General features: G+C 60.6%; 7 protein-coding genes and 2 pseudogenes. 1 reads left to right on the top strand and 8 read right to left on the bottom strand.

Features of this window, described 5'->3' with window-relative positions; all coding sequences use genetic code 11:
• The first annotated feature begins 138 nt into the window (after positions 1–138).
• On the top strand, positions 139–4,176 hold the full coding sequence (locus tag BLIJ_RS10625; RefSeq protein ID WP_012578317.1) for a DNA-directed RNA polymerase subunit beta': 4,038 nt from the start codon (positions 139–141) through the stop codon (positions 4,174–4,176).
• A gap of 158 nt (positions 4,177–4,334) precedes the next feature.
• Here the strand turns inward: BLIJ_RS10625 and BLIJ_RS10620 are convergent, their stop codons facing one another.
• From BLIJ_RS10620 to BLIJ_RS10585, 8 genes and pseudogenes are all read right to left on the bottom strand, one after another.
• Positions 4,335–4,973, bottom strand: a complete 639-nt coding sequence (locus tag BLIJ_RS10620; protein WP_014485110.1) for an FHA domain-containing protein — start codon at positions 4,971–4,973, stop codon at positions 4,335–4,337.
• Between the two features lie 15 nt (positions 4,974–4,988).
• Entirely contained in the window at positions 4,989–5,600 is a 612-nt protein-coding gene (locus BLIJ_RS10615; RefSeq protein WP_012578315.1) for a variant leucine-rich repeat-containing protein, read from the bottom strand.
• 26 nt (positions 5,601–5,626) lie between these two features.
• A pseudogene (locus BLIJ_RS15100) lies at positions 5,627–5,824 on the bottom strand (PP2C family protein-serine/threonine phosphatase); the annotation flags it as partial.
• Between the two features lie 64 nt (positions 5,825–5,888).
• Entirely contained in the window at positions 5,889–8,402 is a 2,514-nt protein-coding gene (locus tag BLIJ_RS10605) for a transglutaminase TgpA family protein (RefSeq protein WP_012578314.1), read from the bottom strand.
• On the bottom strand, positions 8,399–9,622 hold the full coding sequence (locus tag BLIJ_RS10600) for a DUF58 domain-containing protein (RefSeq protein ID WP_012578313.1): 1,224 nt from the start codon (positions 9,620–9,622) through the stop codon (positions 8,399–8,401). The genes BLIJ_RS10605 and BLIJ_RS10600 overlap by 4 nt, the downstream gene beginning before the upstream one ends.
• A 24-nt stretch (positions 9,623–9,646) precedes the next feature.
• Positions 9,647–10,957 carry an AAA family ATPase gene (locus BLIJ_RS10595; RefSeq protein WP_012578312.1) on the bottom strand — a complete coding sequence of 437 codons (1,311 nt, stop codon included), beginning with the start codon at positions 10,955–10,957 and terminating at the stop codon, positions 9,647–9,649.
• Between the two features lie 10 nt (positions 10,958–10,967).
• Positions 10,968–16,956 (bottom strand): annotated as a pseudogene (locus BLIJ_RS10590) (Ig-like domain-containing protein).
• A gap of 165 nt (positions 16,957–17,121) precedes the next feature.
• A complete protein-coding gene (locus BLIJ_RS10585; RefSeq protein WP_012578311.1) occupies positions 17,122–18,543 on the bottom strand; it encodes a serine/threonine-protein kinase in 1,422 nt (473 codons plus the stop codon).
• Positions 18,544–18,598 lie beyond the last annotated feature (55 nt).

Here is an 18,598-nt window from a genome sequence, read left to right as displayed (position 1 = left end):
GCGTGTAGCCCCGCCAACGTGAAATAGATAACGTACAGAGACCTTTCCGGTTTGCACTACCCCTCAGTCAGCCTTGGCTGACAGCTCCCCTGACAAGGGGAGCTCGGGAAGGTCTCAAGAACAGAAACGGATTAACAAGTGCTGGACGTCAACGCATTTGACAAGATTCGCATCGGCCTTGCCACCGCCGATGACATCCGTGGTTGGAGCCACGGTGAGGTCAAGAAGCCTGAAACCATCAACTACCGTACGCTGAAGCCTGAGAAGGACGGTCTGTTCGGCGAACAGATCTTCGGCCCGACCCGTGACTGGGAGTGCGCCTGCGGCAAGTACAAGCGCGTGCGTTTCAAGGGCATCGTCTGCGAGCGATGCGGTGTCGAAGTGACCCGCAGCCGCGTGCGCCGTGAGCGCATGGGCCACATCGAGCTCGCCGCCCCGGTGACGCACATCTGGTTCTTCAAGGGTGTGCCTTCCCGCCTCGGCTACCTGCTGAACGTCACCCCGAAGGATCTGGAGCGCGTGATCTACTTCGCCTCCTACATGGTCACCGAGGTGAACGAGGACGAGCGCCACAACGATCTGCCCGGCCTGCAGGACGAGTTCGATTCCGAGATCAAACGCCTTGAGCAGCGCCGTGACTCCGACATCGAAGCCCGCGCCAAGAAGGTCGAAGAGGATCTCGCTGCCCTTGAGGAGGCCGGCGAGGCCAAGGGCCCGGCCCGCACCAAGCTGCGTAACGGTGCCGAGCGCGATATGGCCGCCATCCGCACCCGCTACAACGACCAGATCGCCCGTGTGGACGCCGTCTTCGACAAGTTCAAGAAGCTCAAGCCCGGCGACATGGTCGACGACGTGGACCTGTGGCGCGAGATGCAGGACCGCTACGGCGATTACTTCGACGGCTGCATGGGCGCCGAAGCCATCAAGAAGCGCCTGCAGTCCCTTGACCTGGAGACCATCTCCAAGGAACTGCGCGAGGAGATCAAGGACGCTTCCGAACAGCGTAAGACCAAGGCCCTGAAGCGTCTCAAGGTCGTCAACGCCTTCCTGACCACCGGCAACAAGCCGGAGGCCATGGTGCTCGACGTGATCCCGGTCATCCCGCCGGACCTGCGCCCGATGGTTCAGCTCGACGGTGGCCGCTTCGCCACCTCCGACCTCAACGACCTGTACCGCCGTGTGATCAACCGTAACAACCGTCTGAAGCGACTGATCGAGCTCGGCGCCCCTGAAATCATGCTCAACAACGAGAAGCGCATGCTTCAGGAAGCCGTCGACTCCCTGTTCGATAACGGCCGTCGTGGTCGCCCGGTCACCGGTGCCTCCAACCGTCCGCTGAAGTCCCTGTCCGACATGCTCAAGGGTAAGCAAGGTCGTTTCCGTCAGAACCTGCTCGGTAAGCGAGTCGACTACTCCGGCCGTTCCGTGATCGTGGTCGGCCCGTCCCTGCGCATGCACCAGTGTGGTCTGCCGAAGCCGATGGCCCTCGAGCTGTTCAAGCCGTTCGTCATCAAGCGCCTCGTGGACCTGAACTACGCGCAGAACATGAAGTCCGCCAAGCGTCTCGTGGACCGCGGCGACGCCGAAGTGTGGGGCGTGCTCGAGGAGGTCATCTCCGAGCACCCCGTGCTGCTCAACCGTGCACCTACGCTGCACCGTCTGGGTATTCAGGCATTCGAGCCGATCCTGGTGGAAGGCAAGGCCATCCACCTGCCGCCGCTGGCCTGCGCCGCCTTCAACGCCGACTTCGATGGTGACCAGATGGCAGTCCACCTGCCCCTGTCCGCCGAAGCCCAGGCCGAGGCCCGCTCGCTGATGATGGCTTCCGACAACATCCTGAAGCCGGCTGACGGTCACACCGTGACCATGCCGTCCCAGGACATGATCCTCGGTCTGTACTACCTGTCCACCGTGCTGGAAGGCGCCAAGGGCCAGGGCCGCGTGTTCTCCTCGCTGGAAGAGGCCGAAATGGCCCTCGACCGCCACGAGATCGACATGCAGGCCAAGGTGCTCATCCGCCTGCCCGAGAGCTTCGTACTGCCGAAGAACTGGGAGCCCGGCGAGGTCAAGGTGCTCGACCCGCGCGAAGGTGAGGACGAGGTCGTCAAGGAAGAGCGCTTCCACGACGGCACCGTGCTGTTCGCCACCTCCTACGGCCGCATCCTGTTCAACGAGACTCTGCCGACCGACTACCCGTTCGTCAACGAGCAGGTGGCCAAGGGCCGTCTGTCCAAGATTGTCGATGACATCGCCATGCGTTACTCCACCCAGCAGGTGGCCGCCACGCTGGATGCCCTGAAGGATCTTGGCTTCACCCGCGCACCGTGGTCCGGCGTGTCCTTCGCGTTCTCCGACGTGAACGAGCCGCCCGAGCGCGACGAGAAGATCGCCGAGTACGAGGCCAAGGCCGACAAGGTCAACGCCAACTACGAGATGGGTCTGTTGACCGAGGAAGCTCGTCGTCAGGAACTCATCGACCTGTGGACCGAGTGCACCGCCGAGGTGTCCAAGGAAGTCGAGGAGAAGTTCGACCCGACCTCCAACCTGGCCATCATCGTGCAGTCCGGTGCACGAGGCAACATGATGCAGATCAACCAGATCGCAGGTATGCGAGGCCTCGTGGCTAACCCGAAGGGTGAGATCATTCCTCGTCCTGTGAAGTCCAACTACCGCGACGGCCTGTCCGTGCTGGAGTACTTCATCTCCCAGCACGGTGCACGTAAGGGTCTGGCCGATACCGCACTGCGTACCGCAGAATCCGGTTACCTGACCCGTCGTCTGGTCGACGTCTCCCAGGACGTCATCGTGCGCGAAGAGGACTGCGGCACCAAGGCCGGTCTGCCCATCCGTGTCGCCGAGCGCGACAACGACGGCAACCTGGTGCTCGTCAAGGCCGCCGACGGTGGCCCGTACTCCCGTCTGCTCGCCGCCGACGTCATCGACCCGGCCGACGGACAGACCGTGCTGTACAAGCGCGACGACGCCCTGTCCATGGACGTGCTCAACGACCTCGTGGCCCACGGTGTCGAGGAAGTCAAGTGCCGTTCCGTGCTGACCTGCGAGTCCAAGCGCGGCGTGTGCGCCAAGTGCTACGGCTGGTCCCTGGCCACCAACAAGCTGGTCGATGTCGGCGAGACCGTCGGTATCGTCGCCGCCCAGTCCATCGGTGAGCCTGGTACCCAGCTGACGCTGCGCTCCTTCCACTCCGGCGGTGTGGCCGCGGCATCCGATATCACCCAGGGTCTTCCCCGTGTCACCGAGCTTTTCGAGGCGCGTACCCCGAAGGGCGAGGCGCCGATCACCGAGTTCGCCGGCAGCATCAAGATCGTGGAGAACGATCGCGGTCGCCAGATCATCCTGACCCCGGACGCCGATTCCGGCGCGCCGAAGGAAGACGGCGTGATCAAGCCGATCACCTACCAGGTCTCCAAGCGCGTGCCGCTGAAGGTCGCCGACGGCGACCACATCAAGGTCGGCACCCAGCTGGTCGAAGGTTCCGTGGATCCCAAGAAGATCCTCACCATCCTCGGCAAGCGCGCCGCCCAGGTCAACATCGTGGAGGAGGTGCACACCGTGTACCGCTCCCAGGGCGTGGATATCCACGACAAGCACATCGAGGTCATCGTGCATCAGATGACCCGTCGCGTGACCATCATCGACTCCGGCGACACCGACCTGCTGCCGGGTGAGCTGGTGGACAACGCCCGCTTCCGCGAGATCAACCGCAACATCGTCAAGAACGGTGGCCGTCCGGCCGTCGGTCGTCCGGCGCTCATGGGCATCACCAAGGCGTCGCTGGCCACCGACTCCTGGCTGTCCGCCGCATCCTTCCAGGAGACCACCCGCGTGCTCACCGAAGCCGCGCTCTCCGAGAAGGTCGACGACCTCAAGGGCCTCAAGGAGAACGTCATCATCGGTAAGCTCATCCCGGCCGGTACGGGCCTCGCCCGCTACCGCAACGCCGTGGTCGAGCCCGACAAGGCCATCCGCGACACCATCTACCCGAACTTCGGTCTGGGCGGCGATGGCGATCTCGGTGACGCGACCTTCTCCGACGCCGACCTGTCCGACCTGAACTTCTCGAATCTCGAGTTCGGCGATCTGAAGCTCGGCGACGACTTCAACCCGGATGATTTCTACTCCGATCAGGGCGGTCAGCCTGACATCGAGGAGTAAGCGAGAGGGTCCTAGAAAGGATGTCCTTTCTAGGACTCAGATCTTGCGTTAATCGCAATAAGATGGCCCGGAACTATATCAGTTCCGGGCCATCCGTATATTTGCCATTGTGATTTTCCTGTTGAACAAGAGCAGGCAGCCGCTCGTTGCTTGATTACTCAGGCCTGTTTTTCGGTGAACTGGAAGAACTGATCACCAATACGCACCGTTGAAGGTGCACTGAGCTTGAGCGTTGTGCCCTTGGTGACTTGGGTCTCCTGGCCATTGGTGATGATGTAGGTGCCGTTCAACGAGCCGTAGTCCTCGATCCACAGCGCGCCATCGGTGTCGATGCTGATGGCGGCATGGTTGCGGGACGTGGTGCGGGTCGGGTCTTCGATACGCTCCGCCTTGGCACCTTGCGGCACATCCATGGAAGGCTTGCGGCCCAGCAACGTGCTCTTATCGATCACAATGGTCTGGCCGGTGACATCGTTATGCAGCAGGTACGTCTTCTTCGGTGCCTTGGACGTGAACGAGGAGGAAAGCACGGTGCCGTCCCAATCCTCGATGTCGTTTTCGGCGGCGTGCGGTGTGGTGTCTGCCGGAGCGGTGGCAGCGGGCTCAGCGGCGGCGGTAGCGGCAGTGGAGGCAGGCTCTGCCGCAAAAGCGGTATTGGCCGCGGTTTCCGCAGAGCTGGGCTGCCCATAGTCGTTCTGCGGTTCGGCTGTGCCAACTGCGGAATCCGTGGTGCCTTCCACCGGATCGTCGGAATACCAACCCAGTTCAGGTGCTGGAGGGTAGGGAAGTTTGGCCATGATGATGCCGTCCTTTCACTGACGAAAAGCCAGAGCGGCGTTGATTGCCGGGTCGCCGAGCTGGCCCAGCCATTCGATCAGTGCCGGATAGGTGTTGGGATTACGTGCGATGCAGGCGCGTAGTTCAGGCGCGTACTGGGCAATCTGGGCGATTTGCATCTGGTCGGTGGTGGTCAGGGCCTGTTCGGCGGTGAAGCCATAAGGATTGGTGGCCACAGGCTCCTCGAATGCCGCCTGAGCTGCGGGCTGCTGGGCCGCGTACTGGTCGGCGGCGGGCTGGGCGGCGTTGTACTGGGCGGCGGCAGTCTGCTGAGCCGCGGCGTACTGGTCGGCGGCGTAAGCGTCTGCAGGCTGCTGCTCGGCAGCCTGCTGGGCCGCCTGTTCCGGAGCCTCCTGATCCTGAACCGGGCCGCCGAATGCGTCGGCGGTGAACCCGTATTGTGCCAGGGTTTCGCGGGCACGCTCATCGCCGAATTCGGCGATCCAACGCTTCAAGCCGGGATAACAACGCGGATTCACGGCGACGTTTGCGCCGAATTCCGGATTCTCGTAGGCGATTTTTGCCAACAGAATCGGGTCCGCGTTCGGATCCTGTACGGCAGCGACCGCAGCATCATAATCAACCATGGGATTACCTCCTTATGTTCGCTCGGTTATGCCGAACGTATGGTCCGTAGTGTTCGCAGTGTTGCGTCTTCAATGGCGCCAATGTCCTCGCCCTCGTCCAGTCTAAAAGCGCTGAACGCGTGATGTTCGGGTTCGGTCAGTGGCATATCGGCCACAATCACAGTGATATTGTCGGTTCCGCCCGCATCGAGCGCGGCCGCCACCAAGGCGTCCACGGCTTCCTGTCTTGGTTGTTGTTGCGCCTAAGACCCACGTCACTGGTCATCGCGACACGGATGGAACCTGTGGTCATGACGTTTTCCTCTTCTTATGCTTGCGCTTGACTCGCGCTGTATGCGGCTTTGCTGCGTGTCTATTTGCCAATATAGACACGCTTTTCAGCGAAAGCCGTGTACGTATCCTCCTGAAACGCGGCAAAGAAGCGAGCATTGCCTTGCGCAACCGGTCGACTCCATTCCAATATGTGGTGGCTTGGCCCGATGCAATGTCTTGCCCCGAGAACGTGGCGTAGTCGGCTTCCCGACCGAGTTGAATCAGTGCCTGATCGTCCGTGCCGAGCTGACGGGCGATTGCGCCGGCCTGATCGCGACGAGTGCCCTTGGCTGTGATGCCGCTTTGCTCGGCAAGTATGTGTATGGCATTCCACCCCGCTGCCACACGGGCTTTCGGACTGCCGTGCCGTCGTGCACGTGCCAGCAATGCAGCTTTAAATATCAGGATTAGTCCGCAAACGATGAGCAGAGTCCACAGGGGGCTTCCATAGATGGCTACCGCACGAGTAACTCGCCAGAACCGCACCCAGAACAGGTTGGTCGGCGAATCATCGGCGTCGGTACCGGCCAACGAACTCTGGCCTTTGGCCTGCGTCTGATCGCGCAGCGGGTCGGTCAACGGCACTGGTGGTTGCCGGACCAGTGTCTGCGGATTCGGCGGCGTCAGGTTCTGGTTTTCATCAGGCACCTTGGTCTCCTTGGGCGTCGGATAGAACGCCACCCATCCCAGGCCTTGCAATTTGATTTCCACCCAAGCGGTCACATCATTGCCGGTGAATTCGATTTTGGTGCCATTGCCTGAAGTCTTCTCCGTGCGGGCATCGGTGATTTCGCCATCCTCGTTTTTCGGCAGGAATCCCAGGACCACACGGGAGGGCAGTCCCAGCTCACGAGCCATCAGTGCCATGGCGGAGGCATATTGTTCGGAATCACCCACCATGGCCGTGCCTGCCAGCAGCTTGTTGATACGGTAATTGCCATGGCCCGCATCGGAAGGATAATCGCCTTCCAGACCGTGTGAGAACCATCCGGAGTCTTTCAATGTGTCGGCCAAGGCCGTGGCGGCGGCACCGCCCGAGGACTGTCCGCCGGCAATGGACGTGGCCAGTTTGCTGGCCGAATCGGGAACATCCTGGGCTGAAGGCTGCGTGATGCGGGCCGCGGCCGCACTGCTGATCTGCTTATCGGTGGGCTTGTGGGCTATGATGCCGGATTCGGTATAGGTGAGTCCCTTGCGCGTGCCGGCGGGAATAATGGCGGAATCGGTATCCGTGTTGTAGTAGAACGTGTCATTGCCGTTGTCGGCATCGTTGGCGAAGCTCACGCCAGCGGCCGCTCCCGCCAGCGGCAGCCAGGTGTCGGTCAGTCCCTGATCGACGGTGAAGGTCGCAGTGAAGGATTTACCCTGCTCATCCGCCTTGATCGTGGTGCCCACGCGATGATAATTCGAGGAGCCCGTGGCTTCGGAAGAATCGGACAGGTTCCATACTGTGCCGTCGAATCGATCCATCACCGCAAGTTTGACCGGTGTTCCGGCCGGTAGATTATGGACGGTCAGCAACACGTCTTTTTTGTGGTCCTTGATATAGGATCGCATGCCGCTGAGCGGGCTGGTGTAATCGTAGGGGCTTAACGGCGGATCGTAGCGGTCACGCAGCACGAAACGGTCCTGCGGCACCAGCAACGTGCCCCCGAAAGCAAGGCCGGCAGCGAGCACGACGATGATCAGCGCGGATATCCAGCGCCCCCATTCCAGCAGTTCAAGACGCCAAGACAGCCAGATAATCAGCAGCAAGGCAAAGGCAATGCCGCAGATGGCACGTTGCCAGCCGCTGTCCGTACCCAGCAGAGCACATACGGCCACGGCCGCCGCAAGGGGCGGCACTCCCACCAGAGACAACCATGCGTTGGCATTAATGGCAAACACGCCGGTGAGGAACGTAAGCCACAGGCCGATGGTCCATACCGCCATCAGTACGCCGTCTTGCGTGCCCAGAGGCGGATCGACGGAAATAATGTACTTGAACGAGCCAAACGTCATTTCCCAACCTGAACTCAAGGTCTTCAAGGTGGGAATCACGTAATGGGACGTGGTGGAACTCAGCGTTACCACCGGACCGATGATGAATTGGGCAAACGCCAGAAACACGATTTGCCACCACAGTCGCAACGCCGGCAACATGCCCACCAGAGCGATGATCGCGCCCAGCAAGGTGGCCGGTACGGCGGCAATCGTCCAAGTGGCCACGCCGCCGTACACGTCGATGAGATTGGCTTGCGCCAGCAACATCATCGCCGCTATGAGTACAAGGCTGGCGATTCGTTTGCCCCACGGCTGGCGACTGAGGCCCATGCCGCGAAGCACATTGCCTCTGGTCATCCAGATAACCGAATGTGTGGAGTCGGCCCAGGAGCCGGTGGTGGTGGAGGTTCCGGTGTACGTGCCGGAGGAAGTGCCGGTGTATGTGCCGCTCGATCCGGCGTACGCAGCGGTATTGGTAGTGGTGATACTGGACTGGTCGAAGGTCATGCGAGCACCCCCATGATCAGCGGGAGATCATCGAGTTCGCCGATGGTGGCCAATGTGAAATTGGCGAATCTTCTGATGCCGCGATTGGCGCCGGCGCTGGCCTGCAATACCACGCAGCTGGCCGATCGGGGCAAGGCCAAGGTCATGCGCTTGATTTGCTCGATGTCTTTCAGCGATCCAACAGTGAAAAAATAGAACGAAGCATCAGGACTGTGCTTCAGCGTGCCCTCGGCGAGATTCGGATTATCCTCACGATCAGGCTCTATGGCACTGGCGTTGTCGAGGAACTCCATGGCGTTGCGCGGTTGGCCATGCGCGTTGCCCGCGTGACAGACCAGCGGGCGATCCTGCAGCAGGCATTTGACGCCGATGGAGGAGTGGATGGACACCGCCATCTCGAATTCCTCGCCGTTGACGTACTCATCCGGGTTCACGCTGATGGTCACCGAGGTGTCGGTGCGGCGCGTGGCCTCATATTGGCGAATCATCAACGTGCCGGTTTTCGCGGAGCTCAGCCAGTGGACGTTACGCACGTCGTCGCCCGGCTCGTATTCGCGCAATCCGTAGAAGTCGAGATCATCATCCACGATCTGGCCGGATGGTTGGCCTTCCAGATCGCGGGGCACGCCGGCATTCAGGGTATCGAGACGCACGGTACGAGGATGGATGAATACGGTGATGCGGTCGGCCAACTCCTTTTCGTGACGCACCAGGCCGAACGGGTCTCCCTTGCGGATGCGCAACGGGCCGATGGGCAGTATTGCGCGCGATACGGTACGGAACTCCACATCGGTTTGCTGGGATTGCCCGGGAGCCAGCATGGGGATGTTGAATCGTTCACGCGCATCGCCGATTGGCAGATATCCGCGTGCCGTGGTCGTCGGCGTTCTGCCGGTGTTGTCGATGCCGACGATAACGGATACGGTGTCTCCCACGGTCACGCGATGATTGGATACGGCGATGGACGCGTGGAAGCGTATGTTGCCGAGGGAAAGCGCGATTGCCGCGAGCATCATCACCATCGCCACGATGCCGAATACGAGCAGCTCATGCCAGTCCAGAGGCAGGAACGCAATAAGACATGCGATGCCTGTGCCCGTTACCGCCCAGCCCAAGGGCGAGACGTAGGATGCGAAGAACCGTCTGATGCGTCTTACCGCGCGCTTGAACATGCGTTCAACGCGCCGGCGACGGCGTAATGAGGCGGATGCAGATGCCATGGTCGGATACCTTTCCAGGCCCTATCAGGAACCGATGGTGGGGGAGGGAACGTCTTCGAGCACCTGTGCGATCAGGCTTTCCGGAGTCGCGCCATCGAAGGTGGCTTCCGGAGTCAGCGTGATACGGTGTGCGAGCACGGCCACTGCAAGGTCCTTGACGTCATCCGGCACCACGTAGGCACGGCCATCGGCCGCGGCCCAGATACGGGCGCATCGGGTCAGTGCCAAAGCGCCACGCATGGAGGAGCCGACCGTGATCTTCTCGTTGTGGCGGGTCGCCTCGACGAGCCTGACGATGTATTCACGAATCGCATCATCCACATGGATTTCGGTGGCCACCTGACGCAGCCGCATGACATCGTCACCGCTCAGCACCGGGGAAATGGTCTGCGCACGGTCGGTGATATCGACCTGCTTGAGAATATCGACGGACACATCATGGCCCGGGTAGCCAATCGACGTCTTGATAAGGAATCGGTCCATCTGCGCCTCAGGCAGCTTATAGGTACCGAGCTGCTCGATGGGGTTCTGGGTTGCGATCACGATGAACGGCTGCGGCACATCATGGGTGACGCCGTCAACGGTGACTTTCTGCTCTTCCATAACCTCCAGAAGTGCGGACTGCGTCTTCGGCGATGCACGGTTGATCTCATCGGCCAGCACGATGGAGGCGAAAATCGGGCCCTCGCGGAACTCGAATTCTCCGCGCTTCTGATCGTAGAAAGTCACACCCACCACATCCGAAGGCAGCAGATCGGGCGTGAACTGAATACGCTTGAAACCGGTGGAAATGGAGTTGGCCAAGCCTCGGGCCAACTGGGTCTTACCGGTGCCGGGGTTGTCTTCAAGCAGAATATGGCCACCGACCATCAGTGCGGTGACGCATTGCTTGATGGGGATGGTCTTGCCGATAACCACCTTGGAGACATTCTCGACCAGCGCATTGAAGGACTGCTGGAAATCCCGGACCTGAGCCGTGGGCTGGGACAGTAGTCCTGAATTGATGCTGGCGGGCAGTGCCGATGCGGCTGCTTGCGCGGCTTTGCTTGACTGACGCTGCGGTTGGGATTGAGGTGTGCTGTCATCGCCCGCAGGGATGAAGGCGGCATCAGTAGTAGGAGACGGCTTTTCTGACGACGCTTGTGACGGCCACTGCGGCAGGTTAGGCAGCGCAACGGGCTGCGGCACCGACGCGGTGCTTGGGGTCGTGCCGGTGTGTGGTGCGGATGCCAGGTGCGTGGCGTCGGACAAGTGCGTGGCGTCGGATAGCTGCGTGCTGTCGGACAGACGGGTCGTGTCAGACAACTGCGTCGCGTCGTCGATGTTCTCGCTCATGGATGTTCTCCTACTGCTTGTGAATGGTGGTTGACGATATTGGGGTATTACCGAAACCAAGAATCCAGGGGTTCTTGGCCAAAGTGATGACATCGGTACCGGATTTGAGCGATTCGGTCCCCTCCGAGGAGCCAGAGGGGCGTGTGCCCGCGACGCTGTCTCCGTCCGCAGTGTTGTCGAGACCGGAGTATCCCGGCCCGCCGGTGACTTTGACGCTCCACGCGTAGTTGCCATCGGCGGCCACGGCCAGGTCGGTGACGTCCAATGGCTGGCCGGAGTTCCACGTGAACGGTTGACCATTGATGATGATTTGTACAGTGGCCGGCTTGCCATAGACATCAACCGAACCGCCGGTGACGTTAATGACGTGAGCGTTGTCTGACCAGCGCAGCCCCTGCGGTTTGTTGATTACAGCCTTCTTCTCATAGGTGTAGGGAGCGCCATTGCGCGGGCCTCCGGTGGCGGCATCGCTGGTAGCGCCGTTGAACACCTGTTGCACCGATGCGGTGTTGCATCTGGCCCAAGGACTCATTCGGAAGTCGAGTGAGTTCCGGTTAGTAGCTGTACCGGAATCGATGCCATCGGCAGTCACGCTGTAGGACTGCGCATGCCCATGCTTGGTCCAATGCACGGTGCATGTACTGCCGGATCCGGTGGTGTAGACGTCAGTGGGCGGCTGGACCTTGTACTGCGGGACAAAGCTGCTCTCGCCCGTGCCGGCGGAAGCATCGCGCTGCGGCACCACGGTGGCCGTTACGGTGATTGTTGTGGTGTTGAGCAACGACTCATCGATGGAGAACGACCGGGAGCTCGGTGACTCGCAAGAGGCTTCGCCGCCAGCGTCGCCACCAAAGGATATCTTCCGGCAGCCGGCATTGCGGTTGTTGCCGAGAGTGACTTTCGCCGTTACTGTGGTGTCGTTGTTCGACAACGCAATGTTCGGCGCATCCGGGTCTCCCCAGATCTTCTCTGACGGCGATGCGGCGGACTCGGCACTCCAATTGATTTTGTTATGGGCTTTGACGGTCGCCGTGATGGCGGTGCCATCGGAAATGTCGTTGTTGTTGAACGTAAACGACAGCTCGGTGGCCGTATTGCCGGTTTCTTTGGTCTGCGGAGCACCTGCACCGGTGACGGTCACCGAATAGTTGTCGACGGCGCTGAAATCACCGCTCGGTGCCTTCCATGTCACCTTGGCGGTTTTATTGCCACCCGTGACCGTAACATCGGTGGGAGCGGACGGCACCTTGTCCGGTGTGGCTTCGACGGCGGTGGACGGCTTGGACCAGCCGACGTCATTTCGCGCGGCGACGGTGAAGGAATAGGTTTTGCCGTTCTTCAGACCAGTGACCTGGCATGAGGTGACGGCACCGCAATCCTTCTCTCCGGTGGCGGCGCCGGTCCAACTGACCTTGTAGTTGGTGATCGGGCTGCCATTGGCGGCACCGGGCGTCCATGTGAGGCTGACCGCGCTGTTCTGCGGTTCCCCGGCTACGGGGGAGAGCAGTGGCGGCTCGGGCTTGTCGATCACGGACACGGTAATCGATGCGGTGACTTCACGATCCTTGGACTTGGTGCCGTCTTGCACGGTGACGAGCACGGTATTCGTGGAAGCACCCGGATCGGATGCGACGGCGATGGTGACGTTTCCGGAGGCATCGCATCCGGCGATAGTGAGTTTGGCGGCGTCATCCGCCTTGCAGCTGATGACGGTCAGCGAGGAATCGGGGAACGGATTGTACGCGCCGGTAAGCGCGTTCACGGCATCGCTGGCACCGGCCTTGATCTTCAGCGTCTTGTCGCCGACGCGTGCCAGCGGACGGGTGGAAGACACTACGCGCACGGTCACACCGGCATTCACGGTGCCCGCGCCGTATGCGATTTGCACGGGAATGGACGCGGTGGTGCCAGGAGCGGCATCCTTGGTGGCGGAAACCTGCAAGCTGCCGGAACGGGACAGGTTAGCGGTGATTCGCCCGGACGATGAGCTTCCGCCGGAATACGTGTATTGCTTCTCGTCGTCATACACGCCGGACGGTGCATGGGTGAGCGCCGTCAGATCAACGGTCTTGGGGGCCGCGCCCGCCTCGACATCAATAGTGGAGGACGAGAACGTGGGCGGCGGCACATCGCGGCCTATCACCGTGATCTGGAGAGTGATCACTGCGGAATTGATGATCTTGGTCTTATCCGATCCCTGCTTGCCATCCACAGCGGTAAAGGTAATGGAGGCGGGGCCTGCGTAGTCTTTTGCAGCAGTGAACTTCAGGGTCTTGTCGTTCACGTAGAAATCGGAGTTGGAAGCCTTGGTGGCGCTGATGGAATCAGCGCTTTCGATATACGGTTCCTTGCCGGCGCCGACGCGAACATAGTCATTGATGTTGATTTCAATGGTTTCGCGCGAATTGACCTTCAATTCCGGTGCCTTGGGACGCAACGTGGGCGGAAAGACACCATAGGCCGGTACCTGGATGAACGCGGTGGAGGTGATGTTGTATTTCGTATTGGTCACCGTGTAAGGCACGGCTCGCGCCTGTGACGTCAGGTCGACGGTGATGGTGGTCGAATGCTCGCCGCCCTTGACGTGAGCGTGAGCGCTGGCGGAGGGATGCACGCCGACCTTGAGCTCATTGGCTGTGCCGGAAGGATTGGCGATCCACTGGGAAACATCCACATCCACGGACTTCTTATCGATGGTGGCGGCGGACGGCACACGATAGTCGTAGGCGGTAGGCGGCTCGATGGCGGCATTCGGATCCACGTTTACCGTGAGGGTGGCCGTATCGGACAAGCCGGCCTTGTCTTTGACCGTGTAGGCGATATAGGCGGTGGTGGCGCTGCCGGGCGTGGTGAAGGAGATCATATTGTCTTTCACGCTCACCCCGTCGAGACCTTGGACCTCGACATGCTTGTCGACGGTCAGATTGGTGTTGTCGCCGGAGATGTCGTTCTGCGCGACCGGCACGGTTGCGGCTGTATTGGGCCTCAACGTGATTTCGTCATCCCTGGCGTATACGCCGGAGTCGGACGATCCTTGGAATACACCCACGCGGATCTGCGCCTGTGCGCGCTGACCGGTCCAATCCTCCACGGCATAGGAGAAGGTGTCGGTGCCGGACGAATCCGGATACGCTTCATAGACCAAGTAGTCGGAACCGACTTCGGATATGCGGCCCAGCGTGGGTGCCTTGTTGCCCAGACCCAACAGCTGATCGTCGTCGCCATCCGTGTCTATGCCGGTCAGCATGATGGGGACGCGGACCTTCTGCCCGGCGGCAACCTGCGCTTCGGCGTCATGCGGGGTTGGCACGGCCTTGCTCGCTGCGTCGCTCTTATGCACGGTAATGGTGATATTGGCGGAAGCCACATTGCCCAGATTGTCTTCAACCGTATAGGTGATGGGGAAGTTGCCGGTCTCGCTGGATGCTTGGTAGCGGACCGTGTCTCCAGAGACGAAAGCCAGGCCCTTGAACGTCTCCTTGTCGTATTGCAGGTTGTTCTTGAGTTTGACCGTGGTGCCATCCGAGTAGGACACATGGTCAAGCACATCCACGGACACGATGCCGCCGGTACGCACCTGGGCATTGATATTGCTGGCCTTGGGCACTGAATTCGAGGTGGTCAGAGCCGGTGGCTGCAACACGATGGTGCCCTTGGCGGTTCCGGAGGCGTTGGCCACGGTGTAGGTAAGGGCGACGGGTTTCGTGGGCACCTGACGCGCGGTGATATACACGCGCTTATGGCTGACGAGACCAACCTTGATGCCGGAGTCGGCCGGTGCGCTCACCGTGGTGACGGATAGCACGCCGCCCATCGGATCGACGTCATTGGTGAGCGGCTCCACAATGGCGGTATTATCCGCGCCAAGCAGGGCGACATCGTTGGCGGCGACCGGTTTGGCGGCCTCGCCGGTGGCGGGCTGCACCTCGACGCGAGCCAATCCGGTGGCCGGAATCGAGCCTTGAGTAATGGTGTAGGGCACATAGTAGGTGCCGGGATTGGTGGCCTTGAACGTCAACGACATATCCGCCGCATTGGTGGTCGTCGAAGCGCCGTTGGGCGTATCCACCTGAGTCAGTTGTGCCGGCTGCAAGGAAGTGCCATGCACGTAAGAGGACAGCTTGACGACGGTATCCGTGTTGGGAACGGTGGTTTTCGCTACCGGGTCGATGACCGCGGCCAAGGTGTTCGCGGGCTTGACCGAGAAATACACCATGCCGGTGCCGGTCGCTGTGCCGTCGGAGACGGTGACCTCGACGCCCACACGTCCCGACGCCAGCGCACCTGTGTTGAACGTAAGTTGGCCGTCGGCTCGGGTGGACACCTGCACCTGGTCGGTGTTCTGGGCCACAGCGGAGACCAGAGTGAGCGGGTCTCCATCCGGATCGTTGAAGCTGCTCAGCGCATTGGCGGTATAACTGGCTCCCTGCTCCACATCGATCTCGGGAGGAGTGTCGAACTGTACGGGAGCGTGGTTGCCGCCATCATTCAGGGTTACGGTCACCGTGGCGGAAGAGGTCTGGCCGCGGCCATCGGAAATATCGTAAGTAAAGGTAACGGTGCCTGCGGATGCGGCGGAGGCATCGAGTTGCAGATACCGGCCATCGTAAATCGGCGAAATGGTGACGTCTTTGTCGTTTGGTGCGCCAACCTTGGTGATTTTCAGTACGGAACAATCGGTCTGCTCGTCATTGCGCAGCACGTCGAGAATCTGTTCCGAACCGGCTCGCGCGCCGATTTCATCATCCTCGGCTTTGATTTGGCCGGATTGCGCGGAACAGGTCTTGGAGAAGTCGTGGTGGTTGTTGGCTGAGTCGTTGTTCTGCTGTTCTTTCCCGGTCTGCTCGGTCTGTATTTTGTTCCACTGTATTTTGATGACTGTGGTGGAATCCTCAGGGTTCCACACATTGCCGTTAACCGTGTCGTTGAGCACCACAAGGCGATGGTTGGTGCGGAACACCAATTCGGAAGTGGCATTGACGGATTCGAGGGTTTGCGGCTTGACGCTGGTATCCGTGGGGGAGCAGGCGCGAATGTAGTTGCTGGCCTTCTGGCTCCAAGCCGAGTACACGCAGCCCTTGGACGATACCGGTCGTGCCGGATTCGCCTTGCCCCCCGTTGGCTATGAAATTCGCCTTGGCATTGGATTTCAACGGGATAAGCGCAAGGCCTCTCGGTGATGCCGCGGCCACCCAATCGGACTGTACGTCATCGGTGGGAGGCTCCTGAAGGGTGAGGGTGCCGGTCGTGTCGACATCGACGCGGCCGCCCTTGAATATGACGGTTTTGCCGGTTGCGATTACCGGCGTGCTCCCGATGACGGTAAAGCTTTCAACGGTCTGCTGCTTGCCGTCGGTCAGCGATTCGAGGGTTCTGGCCTTGGCGCTGCTGGGATTGTCAAGACGCAGCACCATACCGTCGGATGGACGGTAGCCGTAGATCTTGCCATCGTGGGTTACTACGATGCGCCCGCCCTCGCCCAGCTTCATTTTCGGATCGGAAGTGGTGGGAGTCACGGAATCAAGGTTTTCCGACAAGCCGGTCCACACATTGCCGGTCTTCTCGTTGATCAGGGCTACGGTATCCCCGCCGACCACAGTGGTGGTGTTGGCTTTGATGTCGGTCTTGACACCGGTGCTGACCGTGGATGCCTTGATGGTGGAGGCTCTGTTCGTTTCGGTCAGGATGGTGTCGCCATTATGCTGTGCGATGTCGAATCGTGGGGCGGAGGAGGAGATGCCGGCGTCGGCCTCCTTGTTCTTTACGTTGAATCGTGCGGCCTTCTGGTTCTTCAGCGAAGTGACCCATACGGTGCCATCGTCCAGTTGCACATGGCGGCGTGTGACGGTGCTCATGATCACCGCGCTGGCAACAAGTCCCAGAAGCAGCAGGAGCGTGATTGCGGGAACCGTCCACGTATGCCCTCCGGAGGGCATAAGGCGGCGCAAAGCCGCGCTGATGCGTCGACGACGACCGTATGACTGGGATGATGTGGCCATCTGAACTCCCTGAACCCTGGTTTCTCTGGTTGCTGGTGTAATGACAACGCTTTACGGTTCCGATACCTGCCGTTCCTGTTGCCCATTTGGTGAATTCGCCACTGCCGGGCGCTGCCTGATGCGATACGCAATGCCAAGGTGGCATGCCCGGCAGTGGCGAGCGGATCACTCTTGCGGCTTGGCCGCACAGGCGATGGCGGGGCTGACGGACATCTGGCGGTTCTTGCGCACAATGGACACCTGAATGCAGGTCTGCGAGCCTTCCTGCGCGTTGACGGTCACCGTGGGATCTGACGTTGTGACGGTTTGCGCGCTCTGGTCGGTATTGCTGCCCTGCACTATGGCCCACGCATAGGTATCACCGCTTTGCGGGTCTGGATTCGTCCAGGTGAACGTCACGGATGACCCATCCGCCGCATAGGTGCCGTTCAGATTCTCCGGGGAAGGAATCTGGGCGTTCGCGGTATCGGTGATCACGTCATCCTGATTATTGCGGTTGTTGTCATCGTCCTTGGTGCCGGGCGTCGCCACCTGTTTGGTATCTGATCCGGTGGCGCTGTCCATGCGGGGAACGACCACGAAGGCGAATATCAGTGCCGCCGCGGTGATCGCCGCAAGTATACCGACGGTAATGCCCACCGGTTTGACCCATCGCCGTGACGAATGGGTGATCTGATCTCGCTGGTCCGTGGCCCGGCGCCGACGCTCGATGTCTTTGGGGTAGGCCGGCATCCCTTCCACGGTAACGGGAGTGGCATGCCCGAAATATGCGAATTGCACACGCTGCATGGCACGTGCGAACTCCAACGCGGAGTAGTACCGCTGGTCGGGGTCCTTGTTCAGGGCCCGGCGCAGCACCGCTTCCACATCGGCCGGCACATCGGGGCGGTTGAGGCGAGGCAATGGCTGGTTGACGATCAGCGAAATCAGTTCCGATTGCGAACGCGGATGATATTCGTGCTGGAATGGCGAGCAGCCGACGAACATGGCGTACAGGGTGGCCGCCAGTGAATAGATGTCGGCGGCTTCCGAACCATTGGTCAGATGCTGAAGCACTTCAGGCGGTGCCCACGGCGGCGAGAATCCGGTTTCGGTACGGTCATACACATCGGTGGAGATACCGAAATCACCCAGAACAGGCAAGCCCTTCGAGGTGATGAGAATGTTGCTGGGCTTGATGTCGTGATGGATGATATTGCTGCGATGCGCGGTGAACAGCGCGCTTGACAGCTTGATGCCGAGGTCGAGTACTTGCTCGCAGGTCATGGACCGGGCCTTCATGATGCTGTTGTAGGTGCCGCCCGGCGCATATTCGATGACGATGTAGCCATGGCCATCGGAGGTGACGCCGGCATCATATACCGGCAGAATGTACGGGTGGGATGACAGTTTGGCCATGAAGTTGGCCTCGCGGTTGAACAGGGCAGCGGCCCGTGGGTCAAGGGTTTTGGCGCTGACCTTTACCGCCACCGGGCGTGCGGGCATACGCTGGTTATATAGGTACACCGTGGCGGTGGCACCGCTTCCCAACATCTGGACGAAATCATATCCGGGCAGTTTCGGCGGCCTCATCGGAATATTGGCCATCTGTTCCCTCCCTCCTTGGAAAATGCACTCTCTCTGCATTCGTTCTACAGGATAC

It is taken from the genome of Bifidobacterium longum subsp. infantis ATCC 15697 = JCM 1222 = DSM 20088, from assembly GCF_000269965.1.
Classification (GTDB): domain Bacteria; phylum Actinomycetota; class Actinomycetes; order Actinomycetales; family Bifidobacteriaceae; genus Bifidobacterium; species Bifidobacterium infantis.
The sequence above is the reverse complement of the archived record's forward strand: the minus strand, read 5'-3'. Positions and strand labels throughout refer to the sequence as shown.